Source organism: Luteimonas sp. AC640a (assembly GCF_979256585.1).
Map to the genome: position 1 here is coordinate 35,303 of NZ_CEEDOV010000013.1, position 16,040 is coordinate 51,342.

The following is a 16,040-nucleotide window of genomic DNA, read 5'->3' on the forward strand; positions in this document are numbered from 1 at the left end:
TAGCGCCGAGTCCACCCATCGGAGTGCCGCATGTCCAGCTCACGCGTAGATCCGTTCGTCGCCCCCAGCGGTCGTCGCGCCCGCGTCGGCGTGATCGCACTGCTGTTGCTGGGATGCGCGGCGTGCACGCCGCCGCCGGACGCGCCCACCGACAAGCCGCCTGAGCCGCAGGCCACGCAGTTGCGCGATGCGATGCAGAAGCCGCTCGAAGACGCGCGTGCGACACAGCAGACACTCGACGACGGCGCTGCCCGGCAGCGCGCCGCCATCGAGGATGCCGGCGGCTGAAACCTCGCGCGCGGACGTGGTCTGCGCCGCAGCGTGCAGCCGAGTCGATGTCCGGATGCATCGCATGCACGGAGCGACCACGTGTCCTGTCAGACGCGCGGACGCGCTGTCCGACGCCACGATGTCATTCACTCGCTTTCGCGCGGTGTGCCGCAAGCGAACGAGGACGCGATCTTTCGCGAAACGCATGAAATCAAGCTGTTTTTCGACGGTTTATCCAACGCAGAGCATCGCGTCAAGACGGCGCGCACTGATACCCATGTCAAAGGCTGCGTGATCGCGGGTGTTATCATGTGTCCCTGTTGGACCGGTTTTCCGGCGCGATTTCTGCGTTTCCGATGTCTGGTCCACTCTTGCGCTGCCCCGCCGATGACCGGCACCGCCAGCGTCTTCTGCCTGGTGTGCGCCCTGATGCCGACCCGTCGTCGGCACGGTGCTTTGCGTATTCGCATCGGCACCCGGTACGCGTCCACTCCCCCCAAAGACGAGGACTCCTGCACACGATGTCGCATCCTTTTCCCGAACAACCTCTCCCGAACTGGCGCCGCGCCGTCATCAAGGTCGGCAGCAGCCTGTTGACCGATGGCAAGGGCCGACTCGCCAAGCGCAACGCCGCAGCACTCTCCGGCCTCATCGCCCAGTTCCATGCGCAGGGCCGCGAAGTCCTGCTGGTGTCCTCCGGCGCCGTCGCTGCAGGCCGCGGCCTGATGGCCGGCACACGTACCGGCCTGGTCCAGCGTCAGGCACTGGCTGCGCTCGGTCAGGCGCCGATGCTGGCGTTGTGGCAGGGCATGGTCGAACAGCCGGTCGCGCAGGTGCTGCTGAGCCACGACGATCTGCGCAATCGCCGCCGCTATCTCAACGCGCAGAAGGCGTTGCTGGAACTGCTGCGCATCGGCGCGCTGCCGATCGTCAACGAGAACGACACCGTCGCCGTCGATGAGCTCAAGCTGGGCGACAACGACAACCTGGCCGCCGCCGTCGCGACGCTGGTGGATGCCGACATTCTGCTGATCGCGACCGATACCGGCGGGCTGTACACCGGCCACCCGACCGACGATCCCGACGCGCGTCCGCTGTCGCGCATCGAGACGATCACGCCCGAGATCATGCGCATGACGCAAGGCGGCGCTGGCACCCTGGGCACCGGCGGCATGTACACCAAGCTGGAAGCGGCGACCAAGGCCGCGGCGGCCGGCGTGCACACCGCGCTGTTCTGCGGCCGCGATCCCGCCGCGCTCTCCGCACTGGGCAATGACCGCCTGCGCGGCACCTTCATTCCGGCCCACGGCGAACGCCTGGTGGCGCGCAAGCTGTGGCTGCGGCACACGCCCCCCAGCGGCGGCGTGCTGCGCGTCGACGCCGGCGCGTTCGAAGCAATGACCAAGCGCGGCGCGTCGCTGCTGCCCGGCGGCGTGGTCGGCGTGGAAGGCGATTTCAATACGTCGGCGATGGTCGACGTGGTCTGCGTCAAGGGCCGTCGCCTGGCCCGCGGACTGGTCCAATATCACTCGGCCGACCTGCAGCGCATCGCCGGACGGCACAGCCGTGAGATCGAAGATGTGCTGGGCTTCCACAATGGCCGGTCTGTCATCCGCCGCGAAGACCTGGTGCTGTTGAGCCCGGCCGCATCGGTGCTGCAATGAACCTACAGGAGACCCCCATGACCGGATATGTCCGCCCCCTCGCCGAGCGCGCCCGCGCCGCTTCGCACGTCATTGCCAGCCTCGATTCGGCGCAGCGCGCCGCGCTGCTGGTGTCGATGGCCGATGCCGTCGCTGCAGGACGCGACACGATCCTGGCCGCCAACGCCGCCGACATGGCGCGTGCGGAACAGGCCGGCACCGTCAGCGCGATGCTAGACCGCCTGCACCTCGATGCCGACCGCGTCGACGGCATCGTGACCGCGATCCGCGAGATCGCCGCCCTGCCCGATCCGGTCGGCCAGGTGACCCGCACCCAGACCCATGCCAACGGCATGGTGGTCGAGAAGGTACGCATCCCGCTCGGTCTGATCGCGATGATCTACGAAGCACGTCCGAACGTGACCGCCGACGCCGCGGCGCTGTGCGTGCGCGCCGGCAATGCCGTGCTGCTGCGTGGCGGCTCCGAAGCGCGCGACAGCAACGCTGCGATCGCTGCGTGCCTGCATGCGGCGCTACGCGAGCACGGGCTGCCGGTCGAGGCCGTTGCGCTGATCGAGGACACCGCACGCGAGCATGTGCTGGAACTGCTGCAGCTCAGCGACCTCGTCGATCTGGCGATCCCGCGCGGCGGCGAACGGCTGATCCGCTTCGTCGCCGAGAACGCGCGCGTGCCGGTGATCAAGCACTACAAGGGCGTCTGCCACCTGTACGTCGATCGCGCCGCCGATCCGGCGCTGGCCCTGCAACTGGCGATCGACGGCAAGCTGTCGCGTCCCGGCGTGTGCAATGCGCTGGAAACGATGCTGGTGCATGCCGATGTCGCAGACGGTTGGCTGCCCGATGCACTGGCCGAACTCGGCGCGCGCGGCGCCGAGATCCGTGGCTGCGAGCGGACACGCGCGCTGTTTCCAGGCGCAAGCGCGGCGACCGAAGAGGACTACGCGGCTGAGTTCCTGTCGCCGATCCTGGCGGTGCGCGTGGTCGATTCGATCGACGCCGCCATCGCGCATATCCAGACACACGGTTCCGACCACACCGAGGTCATCGCTACCGACGACACCGCCGCCGCGGACCGCTTCGTGCGTGGCATCCGCAGCTCGGCGGTGATGGTCAACGCCTCGTCGCGCTTCAACGACGGCGGCAGTCTGGGCCTCGGCGCGGAGATCGGCATTTCGACCACGCGCCTGCATGCCTACGGCCCGATGGGGCTGGAGTCGCTGACCATCGAGCGCTACGTCATCCGCGGCGCCGGTCAGGTGCGGCATCCGGAATCGGTGCTCGCCGCCGGCTGAGTGCGGCCTGTGCACCGGCATTCCGTGGGGATGCCGGTGCGCTGCGTGAGATCAATCGTGTACCGGCGCACCCGCGTTGACCAACCGCCCATCGGGGCACGGCGTGCGACGCGCAGCCGCCAGCGTCCTGGGCAGCGCTGATCAAGTCCGCCTCTGCCCGTCATTCCCGCGGCATTCAACAGACGCACGTCTGGTCAGGCGGGAATGACGGATTTTTTCAGCATTGCGCTTACCAGTCCGTCGGCTTGTAGTCCTTGAGGAACTGGCCCCAGACGTGGGTGCCGGTATTGATGCCGTCGATGATCGGATCGACGATGCGCGCCGCGCCGTCGACGATGTCGAGCGGCGGATGGAAGCGTTCCTCGACGATCTTGCGCTCGGCGATCTCCACCGGATCCTCGTCGGTCACCCAGCCGGTGTCGACGGCATTCATGTGGATGCCGTCGCCGTGGTAATCCGCCGCCGAGGTGCGCGTCATCATGTTGAGCGCGGCCTTCGCCATGTTGGTGTGCGGATGCTTGGTGGTCTTGAAGTTGCGATAGAACTGCCCTTCGACCGCGGACACGTTGACGATGTGCTTGTCGCGCTCCGGGCTGCGCACCATCAGCGTCTTCAGGCGCGCATTGAGGATGAAGGGCGCAACGGCGTTGACCAGCTGCGTCTCCAGCAGCTCGACCGCCGGCACTTCATCCATCTGCAGACGCCATGAATTGCGCCCGCGCAGATCGACCTGCTGCAGATCCTTGTCGACGCGACCTTCCGGGAACAGATGCGCTTGGCCGACCAGTTCATCGGCGAGCAGCGGCACCTGGGACAGCTCGGCCGCGCGTGCGAGCCCGGCGCGGCCTGCACTGCTCTCGACCAGCGACTGGCTGCCGCCCGGCAGCAGATCGGCCGCGCGCAGGCCCTCGTAACCGCCGACGAGCTTGCGCACGTGTTCGGGCAGTTCGTGCAGCGCGGCAGTCTCGCCGGCCATCATGTGCGCGTAGAACGCCGGCGGACGGCGCACGGTCTGGCAGGCGTTGTTGACGATGAAGTCGAGCCGGTCGCGCGTGGCGACGAGTTCGGCGCAGAACGCTTCCACGCTCGGTGTGTGGCGCAGGTCGAGGCCGAACACTTCCAGCCGGTCGCCCCACTCGCCGAAGTCCGGCTCCTGCGCGTAGCGCTGCGCGGAGTCGCGCGGGAAACGCGTGGTGACGATCAGCGAACAGCCCGCGCGCAGCAGCTTGAGACCGGCCTGGTAGCCGATCTTGACCCGGCCGCCGGTCAGCAGCGCAACGCGCCCGGTGAGGTCGGCGGTCTCGGTGCGCTTGATGAAATTCAGCTCCGCGCAGGTCGGGCACAGCTGGTCGTAGAAGTGGTGCACCTGCGTGTACTTCTGCTTGCAGACATAGCAGTGCAGCAGTTCCGGCGATTCGGTATACGGCAGCTCTTCCGGGACGGCGTTGCGCGGATCGTGCTGACCCGGCGGCTGCGGCGGGAAATAGTTCGGCGTGGTGAACACGGGCTTGCGGCGTAGCGTGCGGATGCCGGTCTGGTCGAGCAGCGCCTCGGTACGCCGCACCTTCTCGCGGTTGGCTTCGCGCAACGCTTCCTTGGCCTGCTTGCGACGCGCGCGCGGCTCGGGGTGATGCACGAGCGCGACCGCCTGCAGCAGGCGGATACGGGCCTCGTCCGGCAGGCCGTCGAGCACGCTGCGGTCGTCACGGATCGCCTCGAGCAGTTCGAACGCGATGCGTGCGCGCTGCGGCAGGGAATCGTCGGCGTCGGAGGCCGGGAGCGGAGCGGAGGTCGAATTCAAGAGCGTGTCCGTGGGCGTGCGCGACGTGTCGGACGCGGGGCGCCGGTGTCGTGCGGGGAAAGCGTGCGGTGCATCGGCGGGTCGGCCGTCGCGGGCGTGGGGTGGTCGCGATGCCAGCGCGGGGCGCCTGGTGCGTGACCGTGCCGGGATCTGAGGGATCCACGGCCGGGGCATTTTCGCCGATTGGCGGGGGCTGTGCCATCGGGGGGATTCTGGACAACGTCCAGGTAACGCCAGCGCTCACCGGTTGCAGCGACCGAAGAGCAGAATGGACCCCAGCTTGACCAGCCATTCGACTGTTGAAAGCTGCTGGGGCGACGGAATGCCTGAAAGACCTCGAAAACCGCAGATTGCAGGGTCGCCGCCCGTCATCCCAGCGCACGCTGGGATCCAGTTTCCGATGCAGCCGGAAGCTTACGGCGTGGGTAAGAAATGACGGTGTTTCCAGAAAGCGCTGGGCAAACAGCCGTCATTCCCGCGAAGGCGGATGCGCTTTTTCAACAGCCGAATGGTTGGTCAATCCAGAGACTTTCGCTTTGGAAGGCACAACATCCTTGGATTGACCAGCCGTTCGGCTGTTGTGAGACGCATCCGCCTTCGCGGGAATGACGATTTCGGCAATTCGCGAACCGTTCGAAAGCCGCCCACCCCGTCAGAGCGCCCAAAACGATTCGCTGAAAGGCCCTAGCGCTTCACCGGCTGATACACGATGAAGATCACCAGTGCCTCGTCGCCGATCTGGTCCAACGCATGGCGGTCGCCGTTGCGGGTCAGGATCGCGTCGCCGGGGCCGACTTCGCGGACGGAGTCGTTCAGCGTCAGTCGCCCACGGCCGGACAGTACGTAATAGATCTCGTCCTTGTCGTTGACGTGGTCGCCGATCGTCGCGCCGGGGTGGAAGGCACGCTTGCGGAAGATCAGGTCGAAGCCGGTGGCGTCCGAGAAGAACGGATACGCCGTCGTCGTGCCCAGCCCCTCGTGCGGGCCGGGCTGTTCCATCGCGATGTCGCGCTCCTGCACGACGACCGACGGCGACACGGGCGCAGCGGGCGGTGCCGGCAAGGCGTTGCACTCGGCCTCAGTCACGGCCTTCACCGGTGCATCGGCATCGATGCCGCGCCAGCTGGCGGCGACGAGACAGGCGACGGCATCGGCGCCGGCCTCGCTGAAATGGGTGCCGTCGGTCTTGCCCTGCGTGAACATGAAATAGGGCTTGGCGCCTTCTTCCCCGTGCGCGCGGATCCAGTCGCTGGACGTGGCATTGAGATCGATCAGCGCGACGTGCTCGCGCGTCGACAGGGCCTGCATCGCCAGCGTGTAGCGGCCATGCGTGTCGACCAGCGAACGGAAATCGTAAAGCAGCCGCGCGACCGGGGTGACCAGGATCGGCGTCGCGCCCTTCTCGCGCGCGACCTCGATGTAGCGTTGGAGAAAACGCGGGTAATCGGTTGCGGGATCGGTGTAGCGCGTGGCGTCCTCGCGCTTGGCATCGTTGTGGCCGAACTGGATCAGCAGGACGTCGCCTGCGCCGATCTCGCTGGCGATCGCGTCGAGCCGGCCTTCATCGATGAAGCTGCGCGTGCTGCGCCCGCCCACGGCGTGGTTGCGGACCTCCCAGCCTTCGACGGTCCAGTCCGGAAATTTCTGGCCCCAGCCGGCCTGTGGCGCGCGCTCGGCGCCGTAGGTCGCCGCGGTGGAATCACCGGCGATGAAGATGCGGTGCGTGGCGGGCGGTGCGGCGACCGCGGTGCTTGCGGCACCCAGCAGCAGCAGCGACAACAGACGTTTCATCGTGAGGGCGCTCCGCTCAGAATGCGGGTGGAACTACAGGCCGCCGCACCGGGCGGCGGCCTGCGTCGTGCAACGGTGTCGCGCGGGGCTTACTGGCCCAGCACACCCTTGACGTAGGCGACGATGGCGTCGTCCTGGGCGTTGTCGAAGAACGCCTTCTGGAAGCGGTCACCGCCGACGGCCTGCTTCACCAGTTCCTGGTCGATCGCCTTCAGGCCTTCGACGAAGTCCTTCGACGCGCCCTTCTTGACGTCCGCCAGGATGCCGGCGTTGGTCATCTGCGATTCCTTGCGCTCGGCCGGGTAACCCTGGCCGCGCTCGCCGGCGAACGCCTTCTCGAAGATGTAGCGGATGTTGATTTCCGCGCCCCAGCCGTAGCCCTTGGCGAACGGCAGGGCCAGCGCGTTGCCGTTGTTGACCTGCGCGAACAGGAACGCGTCGGTCGGCTCGATGCAGTAGCCGCAGTACACGCCCGGCCATGCATTGAGCGACATCAGCGCGCCCTGGCCCGTGCCACAACCGGCGACGACGAAATCGACCGCCTTCGAATTGAGCAGCAGCGAAGCGCAGATGCCGAGGTGGATGTAGGTCAGGCGGTGATCGTTGTCACCGTCCATGCCGACGTTGTAGACCGTGTAGCCCTTGTCGGCGGCGACGGTGTTGAGCTGCTCCAGCACGACCGGGTTCTTGGCGGCCTGGCTGAATTCCTGCATCAGTGCGATTTTCATTGCGTGTCTCTCTTGCGTGTTCGAAAGGGAAAGAAACGACAGGCCCGCCGACGTGGCAGACCGGTCGGAAAACGTGCGTGGATCAGCGCGCGAGCCAGCCGCCGTCGACCGGGATCACCGCGCCGTTGACGTAATCGGACGCGCGGCTGGCGAGGAACACTGCCGTGCCGCCGAGATCCGAGGGCTCGCCCCAGCGCGAAGCCGGGATGCGATCGAGGATCGACTTGTTGCGGGCTTCATCGGCGCGCAGCTGCGCGGTGTTGTCGGTCGCCATGTAGCCCGGCGCGATGGCGTTGATGTTGACGCCTTTGCCGGCCCACTCGTTGGCGAGCAGGCGGGTGATGCCGGCGATGCCCGACTTGCTGGCCGTGTACGACGGCACGCGGATGCCGCCCTGGAACGACAGCATCGACGCGATGTTGATGATCTTGCCGCTGCCCTGCGCGATGAAATGACGGCCGACGGCCTGCGACAGGAAGAACGCGGACTTGATGTTGACGTTCATGACGTCGTCCCAGTCCTGCTCGCTGAAATCGACGGCATCGGCGCGGCGGATCAGGCCGGCGTTGTTGACCAGGATGTCGACGCCGCCGAGGCCGTCCAGCGTTTCCTTGAGCAGACGCGCGACCGGCTCGATGCTGGTCAGGTTGGCTTCGATCGACACGAACCTGCGGCCCAGCGCCTTGACCTTGGCTTCGGTCTCGGTCGGCGGGCTGATGCCTGCCGCGGCGATGTCGGCGCCGGCTTCCGCCAGTGCCACTGCGATGCCCTGTCCCAGGCCGGTATTGGCGCCGGTGACCAGCGCGACCTTGCCTTCGAGACTGAACGGATTCGTCATTGCGTTGCTCCCTGTTGCGATACGGGTGGTGGCCACGTGCGGCCGGTTACTTGAGCTGGCAGATGTCCAGCACGTGCATGTCGGTGTAGTCGAGGTTCTCGCCGCCCATCGCCCAGATGAAGCAGTAGTTCGACGTGCCCGCGCCCATGTGGATCGACCACGGCGGCGAGGCGACGGCCTCGTTGTTCTGCACCACGATGTGGCGCTGCGCGTGCGGCTCGCCCATGAAGTGGTAGACGCGGTCGGCGTCGCCGAGATCGAAGTAGAAATAGACCTCGCTGCGACGGTCGTGCAGATGCGGCGGCATCGTGTTCCAGACGCTGCCCGGCTTGAGGATCGTCAGGCCCAGCAGCAGCTGCGAGGACTGGCAGGTGGCCGGCACGATGTACTGGTAGATGGTGCGCTCGTTGCTGGTTTCCAGCGCGCCGCGTTCGAGCGGCACCGCGTCGGAGATCGAGATCTTCTTCGTCTCGAAACGCGCATGCGCGGGCGTCGAAGCGAGATAGAACTTCGCCGGCGCGGACGCGTCGTCGGATGCGAATACGACCTCGGCGCTGCCCATCGGCACGTAGAGGCCGTCCTTCGGCGCGAGTGCATACGCGGTGCCGTCGACGGTGACCGTGCCGGCGCCTGCACCGACATTGACGATGCCGAGCTCGCGACGCTCCAGGAACGGACGTCCGGCGGCAGAGGCAGGCTCGGTCTGCGCGGGCAGCGAAAGCGGCCCTGCGACTGGCGAGGCGCCACCGATGACGAAGCGTTCGTAGTGCGTGTAGCTCAGACGGATCGCGTCGTCGACGAACAGACCGTCGAGCAAGTACAGATCGCGCAGCGCGTCGTTGTCGATGCCCTGCATCACACCGGGATGGGTCGCGTGATAGGTCTTCTGGTACATGACGGGCTCCAGACGGGACAGGGCACGGTCACCACGGCACGTCGCCGGGCTCTTGCGCGGACGGCCATTCTATGATGTCCGGTAACCGGTGTCATTCCGCGGCGCGGCATGGGCGCATGAGTTGGATAGATGACTGCGCGGCCAGACTCCAGACCCCTTCAGATTGCCGCGCAGTAGCGTTGCTTGGCGCGCGCTACTTCTCACCTGTCATTCCGGCGAAGTCCGGAATCCAGTGGCTTTGAGCATCTGAACGATTACGAATTCTTGTTGGTGCGCATTAGGGTCGGCCGAAAACGGCATTGTGTGGATTGGCGCCGTCCGCGCCCTCGATCAAAGTCACTGGATTCCCGCCTCCGCGGGAATGACGGACGTTGGATTGCTCGCCAACTGAGACGGCACGCCGCAGCTCTGCACTGAGAATCCAGCAAAAGCCCCTCACCCCACCACCTGCTTCGCAGGCGGTCCTCCCCTCTCCCGCAAGGGCGAGGGGCACTGGCGTCAGCCGCCGTCGTCGGCAGACAGCGTCTTATTTTGGTGGCTGGCAGGAATCCCGCAGGATCAGATGCGGGCGCACGCTGGCCAGCGGCCTGGGGCCGTCTTCAGGCTGGATCAACATCGCCGCGGCGATGCGGCCGGTGTCGCGGGTGTCGCGGCGGACCGACGTCAGTGGCGGCCACAGGCGCGTCGCCAAGGGGCTGTCGTCGTAGCCGACCACCGATAGATCGCGCGGCACGTTGATGCCGTCTCGCATTGCGACGCGATAGACGCCGGCGGCCATTTCGTCATTGCCGCAGAAGATCGCGGTCGGACGCTTCTTCGCCGACAGCAGCTTTTCCGCGGCGGCGACGCCGGATTCGAAGGTGTAACCGGCTTCGACGACGCGCGACTTGGGCAGATCGATGCCGCGCTTCTGCAGCGCCGACAGGAAGCCGCCGGTGCGTTCGATCGATGAGCGGTAATCGCGTGGACCGGTGATCAGGGCGATGTCGCGGTGACCGAGCGACTGCAGGTAATCAGCCACTTCCGCCGCGCCGTCATGGTCGTGCGTGACCACCATGCGCTCGGGCTTGTCCATCGATACGGCGGCGATGCGCACGTAGCGCACACCGATCGAATCGAGCATCGCGGCCAGCGCAGGATCTTCCGACACGCGCGGTACCAGCATCACGCCGTGCAGCTTCTGCTGCTGCACGAAGCGGCGCACGCCGTCGACGTAATCGGGGCTGCGGCTGTCGCAGGGATGCACCACCAGCTCGTAGCCCGATCCGCGCAGCGAATCCAGCGCGCCGTACTGCATGTTGACGATGAACTGCGCGGTCGGATTGTCGTAGACCATGCCGATCAGGAACGAACGGCGGAATGCGAGTCCGCGCGCCAATGGGTCGGGCGAATAGCCGACCTCGCGCATCAGGGTTTCGACCTTCTCGCGCGTGTCCTGACGGACCAGCGGCGAGTGGTTGATGATCCGCGACACGGTCTTCTTCGAGACGCCGGCGAGCCGGGCGATGTCGTTGATCGTCGCTGGGCGCGATGGATCCCGCACGGCCGCCGCCTTCGTGGTCTTCTTCGCTGCGGGCATCGGTCGTTCCGTCCGTCGGGTTGTCGCGCGGTTTCCATTCTAGCGGTACATCCCGGAGCGTCGTGTCGTCGACGCCCCGGCCACGCAGTCGAACCGCTCAGTCGAGCGCGCGATACTGGAAGTTCCGGAAATGCACCTTGCCGTCGCCGGCTGCGTAGATCGCCGGCTTTACCGCGAGGAAGCGGCCTGCCACGTTGTGGTGGTAGCCCGAGATCTCCATCTGCACCGGGTATTTGGTCCAGGTCTCGCCATCGGTGCTCGTATGGATTGTGACGATGTGCTGGGCGTTCCTGACCCGCATCCACAGCTTGCCGCCGGTGGCGCTGGGGGCGATCTGGCTCGGCCGTTCTTCGCCGTAGCGATGCATGATGAAGCGCTCGCCGTTGCTGCCCACGCCGACGTAGAGCTTGTCGCTGTAGAACAGCAGCGCCCCACCCTGCGCACACGGCTCGATCTCCATTTCCACTTGGAATTCGTAGGACTTGTCACCGGCGATCACCGTCAGCGGCGAACTGTCGCGCGGCTGCGTGCCCTTGCCCTGCAGTGTCAATGCGCCGTCGCCGAAGCCCAGACGCGTGTATTCGGTCTGCGTGGGGTTGTAGAACGACCACTGCGCGCCCAGCGTCCCGCCGCTGAAATCGTCCGACAGCGCCATGCCGTGCTGGCCGACCGATTCGCCTGCAGGCTTGGCCAGCGGCTGGCCGAGATCGCCGCCCTTGGCGACGAACCAGCCGTCGTCGGTCCATTCGATCGGTTCCAGCAGCGCCTGCCGGCCGAGCGTCCAGTACCCGTTCTCGTAGCCGTGATAGATCATCCACCAGCGGTCGTCGATGCCTTCGACGATCGTCGCGTGGCCGCGCGACCACCACGGCTCACTGCGATCCACGGTGCGCACGATCGGATTGTGCGGCGAGTTCTCCCACGGGCCGTGGATCGAACGCGAGCGCGCGGTGATCACCATGTGGCCGGTCGGCGGGCCGGCCGTGCCACCGACAGCGGTGGTCATGTAGTACCAGCCGTCGCGGAAATTGATCTTCGGGCCTTCCTGCGCGTAGGCCTCGACGTCCCATTCTTCGGGGTACTGCCAGCCGTCGTAGACGTGCTTCGGCTCGCCGAGCACGCGCAGGCCATCGTCCGACAGCTGCACGTAGGCGCCGCCGCTGAGGAACAGATAACGCTTGCCGTCTTCGCCGACCGCATGACCGGGATCGATATAGCGGCCGAGCCCCAGGTCGACCGGCTCGCTCCATGGGCCCTTGATGTCGTCGGCCCAGACCACGTAGTTGCTGCGCTCGCTGCCTTCGGTGCCGCCGGTGCGCGCGGGGAAATAGATGTAGTAGCGCTCGCCGTGCTTGATGATGTCCGGCGCCCAGATGGAACCGACGTTCTTGGTGATCGCGTGGCCCAGCGGCTGCCAGTTCACCAGATCGCGCGAATGCCACAGCGGCAGGCCTGGATAGGCGTCGAACGACGACAGGGTGAGGTAGTAATCGTCGCCATCCTTGAGCACCGACGGATCCGGGCGATCGCCCGCGAACACCGGATTGAGGAAGGTGCCGTCGCCGAGATCGGCCTGGCGCTGGTGCTCGATGCCGCGCGCCCAGGGCGACGTCTCCATTGCGTCACTGGCAGGCGGTGCAGCGATTGCACTGGCTGCGAGCGACAGGCCCGCCATGCAGCAGGCAACGAGAACGCGGGCACGCAAGATCGATTGCGACATCAGCAACTCCAAAGAGGAACGGCCGGTGCATCCTCAAATGACACCGATAGTCAAACGACCCTAGCAGACGCTTCCGGATCCATCATTTTGCGTCGCAGCAAGGCTTTCATCGACCACGGCGCTACAGTCCCACGATCCGAGCCGCCGTGGTCCGCCGCACGATGACACCGATGGCCAGTCAATCCGGCGCGATGGCACCGATGCCACACCCGTCCGATGTCGACAGCGCGACCTGCGTCGGCTTGCTGCGTGCGCACGGTCCGGCCCAGGACTTCAAGCGCGGCATCGAGGCCAGTCACGCGACGCGGTCGGGGCGCAGGTTCGCGCACCATCTGCAGGTGAGCAGCAACGCCGGCATGCCCGGCAGCCTCGATGCCCACCGCGGGAATCCGCAGAACGGCTTTGGCACCGACCAGTTCCGCCGCGATGTCTACGACACCGTCGCGGCGATGCGGGTGGCGCTGCGTCAGCGCGGACCGAACTTCGACGCCAGGGTGTACCGCGAATCGAGTGACGCCGGAGGCCTGTTCGCCTCGCATATCGGCGACGTGGGGGCGCCCGCGCGTGGCCTCGAAGTCGCCTGCGAGGCATCGCCGCCGGAAGACTGCTGTCGGGAACGCGACGCCGGTTTCGACGACGGGGACGGCCTGGCGTTCGCCAACGGCGAACATGGTCTGCAGGACCCGCATGCGATTGCGCTACGCTCCGGCGAGCCGCGCCAGCGCAGTGATCGCCAGGAACTCGCCGAGAACCTGGTCAACCAGTACCTGCGTCGCTGGGCGCATCACGACACGCCCTCGGGAGGGGATGCACATGACGGCAATACAGAGCGGTGAGAACACGCGACTGATCATCCTGATCAGCTGCGTCGCCACCATCGGTGGCTTCCTGTTCGGCTTCGACAGCGGCGTTATCAACGGCACCGTCGACGGGCTGCAACGCGCGTTCAATTCCGACTCGGTCGGCACCGGCTTCAATGTCGCGTCGATGCTGCTGGGCTGCGCGGTCGGCGCGTTCTTCGCCGGCCGCCTGGCCGACGTGTTCGGTCGACGCACACTGCTGATCGTGGCCGCCGTGCTGTTCCTGGTCTCAGCCTGGGGCTCAGGCATCGCGACCGGATCGCTGGAGTTCGTGATCTACCGGGTTATCGGCGGTCTGGCCGTCGGCGCGGCCAGCGTAATGTCGCCGGCGTACATCGCCGAAGTCTCTTCGGCACGCTATCGCGGAAGACTGGCGACGGTGCAGCAGATCGCGATCATCGGCGGCCTGTTCGCCGCATTCCTCAGCAACTATCTGCTGGCGCGCGTGGCGGGCGGCTCGACGGTCGAGTTCTGGGGCGGCTATCAGGCCTGGCGCTGGATGTTCTGGATCGAGGTTGCGCCGGCAGCGCTGTTCCTGATCGCGCTGTTCGCGATTCCGGAAAGCCCGCGGTTCCTGGTCGCGCGCGGCAGGCTCGAGCAGGCCGAACGCGTGCTGGTGCGCCTGTACGGTGATGCCGAAGGACGCCGCAAGCTCGGTGAGATCCGCGACTCGCTGGCGGCGGATCTGCACCGGCCCAAGTTCTCCGACCTGATCTCGAAGGTCACCGGACGCGTGCGTCCGATCGTCTGGATCGGCATCGGCCTGGCGGTGTTCCAGCAACTGGTCGGCATCAACGTCGTGTTCTATTACGGCGCCGTGCTGTGGCAGGCGGTCGGCTTCTCGGAAAGCGATGCACTGCTGATCAACGTGCTGTCGGGTGCGCTGAGCATCGGCGCCTGCATCGTGTCGCTGCTGCTGGTCGACCGCATCGGCCGCAAGCCGCTGCTGTGGATCGGCTCGGTCGGCATGGCGGTCACGCTGGCAGCGGTGACCGGTGCGTTCTGGACCGGCACGCTGGGCGATGACGGTCGCCTGCTGCTCTCCGATTCGATGGGCCTGCTGGCGCTCGTCGCGGCCAATCTCTACGTGATCTTCTTCAACGCCTCTTGGGGTCCGGTGATGTGGGTGATGCTGGGCGAAATGTTCCCCAACCAGATCCGCGGCTCCGGTCTTGCGGTGGCGGGTCTGTTCCAGTGGGGCGCGAACTTCCTGATCACCTGGACCTTCCCGATGCTCTTGGCCGGTATTGGCCTGGCCGGCGCCTATGGTCTGTACGCGATTGCCGCGGCGCTGTCGGTAGTGTTCGTGCTGCGCTACGTCAACGAAACCCGCGGCCGCGAACTCGAGCAGATGGAAGGCTGATGCGGCTGGGGTTGGCCGCGAACCGGCTGCATCACGCACGTCCCGACGCTGCCCTGTTCCGCTGGCTGCACGCCAGCGGCGCCGGCATCCGCGCACTTGATATCGGCCTGCATGCCGTGGGCCGCACCTTCGATGCAATCGTCGAGCGCGACGCGCTTGCAGGCCACGCCGGCCTGCGGCGCTATCCCTACGGCCGCGAAGGCGGCCTGATGACCCTGGTCGCCGAGATCGTCGGCCTCGGCCCCGAGCGCACGCTCGATGGCGTGGTGTATCTGATCGACCCCGTCGACCCCTCGTCGATCTTTCCCGAAGCGGTGGCCCTGAAGCGACAGTGTGTGATCCAGGGCAAGCCATTCCTGTCGACCGTCGCCTCGGCGCGTGACTTCATCGAAAGCGAGCGCCTGCACGCAGGACTCGCCGCCGATCCGGGCGCCGATGATCTGCATGCGTTCGAAGGCCAGACAGTCGCGCTGATCGCGCACGACGCGATGAAGCCGCGGATGCTGGAGTTCGTCGAACGCCACTTCGATCTGCTGTCGCGTTTCGGTGGGCGTGTCGCCACCGGCACTACCGGCCAGCTGCTCAACGACCTCGCCTGGCGACGTGGCTTTCCACTCGACCTGGCCTGGACGCAACGCTTCCAGAGCGGCCCGCTCGGTGGCGACGCCCAGATCGCCGACCTCGTGCTGTCCGGCCGTTGCCAACGCGCAGTGTTCTTCGAGGACCCGCATGTCGCACGTCAGCACGAGGCGGATATCCAGTTGCTGGAGCGGGCGGTGACGACAGTGACCGACACCGTGGCGTGTCTGACATCGCCGGCCGTGGCGGATCGATGGGCGGTGGCGGCGCGGATGCGGGTGGGGATGGAGATGGGTTAAGGGTTTGCTTCTTTGGCCTCGGTGCTTTGGCTTCGTTGCTTGCCTTCGTTGCTTGCCTTCGTTGCTTGCCTTCGTTGCTTGCCTTCGTTGCTTGGCTTCGTTGCTTTGGTTTCTTTGCCTTGCTTTTGTTTCGTTGCTTTGGCTTCGCTTTTAGCCTCACCGCCGTCATTCCCGCGAAAGCGGGAATCCATTTTGATCTTGCCCTGCTTCGCCTTTGGCTTTGGCTTTGGCTTTGGCCTCTGATCTCAATCGAGCCGTAAAGCGAGCCGAGCATCGCAGGGCGACGGGGTCGAAGAGCAGCCCATGTCTGAGCGCAGCGAGTTTGGGCTGCGTGCCCCGTCGTCCGAGAAGCGCAGGGGAC

Annotated in this window: 14 protein-coding genes; 6 read left to right on the forward strand and 8 right to left on the reverse strand. The window is 66.4% G+C overall.

Annotation, left to right across the window (positions count from 1 at the left end):
• Positions 1-30: 30 nt before the first annotated feature.
• From ACZ9YD_RS13045 to ACZ9YD_RS13055, 3 genes are all read left to right on the forward strand, one after another.
• Positions 31-288, forward strand: a complete 258-nt coding sequence (locus ACZ9YD_RS13045) for a hypothetical protein (RefSeq protein ID WP_465075682.1) — start codon at positions 31-33, stop codon at positions 286-288.
• Positions 289-791: 503 nt separating this feature from the next.
• Entirely contained in the window at positions 792-1,934 is a 1,143-nt protein-coding gene (proB, locus tag ACZ9YD_RS13050) for a glutamate 5-kinase (protein ID WP_465075683.1), read from the forward strand.
• 17 nt (positions 1,935-1,951) lie between these two features.
• Positions 1,952-3,226 (forward strand): glutamate-5-semialdehyde dehydrogenase, encoded by a 1,275-nt coding sequence (locus ACZ9YD_RS13055; protein ID WP_465075684.1) that lies wholly within the window; start codon positions 1,952-1,954, stop codon positions 3,224-3,226.
• Positions 3,227-3,455: 229 nt separating this feature from the next.
• On the opposite strand, the gene ACZ9YD_RS13060 is transcribed toward ACZ9YD_RS13055, so the two are convergent.
• The 7 genes from ACZ9YD_RS13060 to ACZ9YD_RS13090 all read right to left on the reverse strand — a co-directional run bounded on the left by ACZ9YD_RS13060 (position 3,456) and on the right by ACZ9YD_RS13090 (position 12,533).
• Positions 3,456-5,027 carry an SDR family NAD(P)-dependent oxidoreductase gene (locus ACZ9YD_RS13060; RefSeq protein ID WP_465075685.1) on the reverse strand — a complete coding sequence of 524 codons (1,572 nt, stop codon included), beginning with the start codon at positions 5,025-5,027 and terminating at the stop codon, positions 3,456-3,458.
• Positions 5,028-5,711: 684 nt separating this feature from the next.
• Entirely contained in the window at positions 5,712-6,818 is a 1,107-nt protein-coding gene (locus tag ACZ9YD_RS13065) for a GDSL-type esterase/lipase family protein (RefSeq protein ID WP_465075686.1), read from the reverse strand.
• Positions 6,819-6,907: 89 nt separating this feature from the next.
• On the reverse strand, positions 6,908-7,546 hold the full coding sequence (locus ACZ9YD_RS13070) for an RpiB/LacA/LacB family sugar-phosphate isomerase (RefSeq protein ID WP_465075687.1): 639 nt from the start codon (positions 7,544-7,546) through the stop codon (positions 6,908-6,910).
• Between the two features lie 82 nt (positions 7,547-7,628).
• Positions 7,629-8,384 carry a 2-dehydro-3-deoxy-D-gluconate 5-dehydrogenase KduD gene (gene kduD, locus ACZ9YD_RS13075; RefSeq protein ID WP_465075688.1) on the reverse strand — a complete coding sequence of 252 codons (756 nt, stop codon included), beginning with the start codon at positions 8,382-8,384 and terminating at the stop codon, positions 7,629-7,631.
• 46 nt (positions 8,385-8,430) lie between these two features.
• Positions 8,431-9,279, reverse strand: coding sequence for a 5-dehydro-4-deoxy-D-glucuronate isomerase (kduI, locus tag ACZ9YD_RS13080; RefSeq protein WP_465075689.1), 849 nt, complete (start codon positions 9,277-9,279; stop codon positions 8,431-8,433).
• Between the two features lie 526 nt (positions 9,280-9,805).
• On the reverse strand, positions 9,806-10,858 hold the full coding sequence (locus tag ACZ9YD_RS13085; protein ID WP_232138308.1) for a LacI family DNA-binding transcriptional regulator: 1,053 nt from the start codon (positions 10,856-10,858) through the stop codon (positions 9,806-9,808).
• A 97-nt stretch (positions 10,859-10,955) separates the two neighbouring features.
• On the reverse strand, positions 10,956-12,533 hold the full coding sequence (locus ACZ9YD_RS13090) for a family 43 glycosylhydrolase (RefSeq protein WP_465075694.1): 1,578 nt from the start codon (positions 12,531-12,533) through the stop codon (positions 10,956-10,958).
• Positions 12,534-12,748: 215 nt separating this feature from the next.
• On the opposite strand from ACZ9YD_RS13090, the gene ACZ9YD_RS13095 reads away from it, so the two are divergent.
• From ACZ9YD_RS13095 to ACZ9YD_RS13105, 3 genes are read left to right on the forward strand one after another with little or no spacing between them, the layout of a single operon-like run.
• Positions 12,749-13,414 (forward strand): apurinic/apyrimidinic endonuclease family protein, encoded by a 666-nt coding sequence (locus tag ACZ9YD_RS13095; protein WP_465075690.1) that lies wholly within the window; start codon positions 12,749-12,751, stop codon positions 13,412-13,414.
• Positions 13,392-14,801, forward strand: a complete 1,410-nt coding sequence (locus ACZ9YD_RS13100; protein ID WP_465075691.1) for a sugar porter family MFS transporter — start codon at positions 13,392-13,394, stop codon at positions 14,799-14,801. The genes ACZ9YD_RS13095 and ACZ9YD_RS13100 overlap by 23 nt, the downstream gene beginning before the upstream one ends.
• On the forward strand, positions 14,801-15,679 hold the full coding sequence (locus tag ACZ9YD_RS13105; RefSeq protein WP_465075692.1) for a methylglyoxal synthase: 879 nt from the start codon (positions 14,801-14,803) through the stop codon (positions 15,677-15,679). Before ACZ9YD_RS13100 ends, ACZ9YD_RS13105 begins: the two co-directional genes overlap by 1 nt.
• On the opposite strand, the gene ACZ9YD_RS13110 is transcribed toward ACZ9YD_RS13105, so the two are convergent.
• A complete protein-coding gene (locus ACZ9YD_RS13110) occupies positions 15,676-15,870 on the reverse strand; it encodes a hypothetical protein (RefSeq protein ID WP_465075693.1) in 195 nt (64 codons plus the stop codon). The two genes, ACZ9YD_RS13105 and ACZ9YD_RS13110, sit on opposite strands and share 4 nt — an antisense overlap.
• Positions 15,871-16,040: the final 170 nt, after the last annotated feature.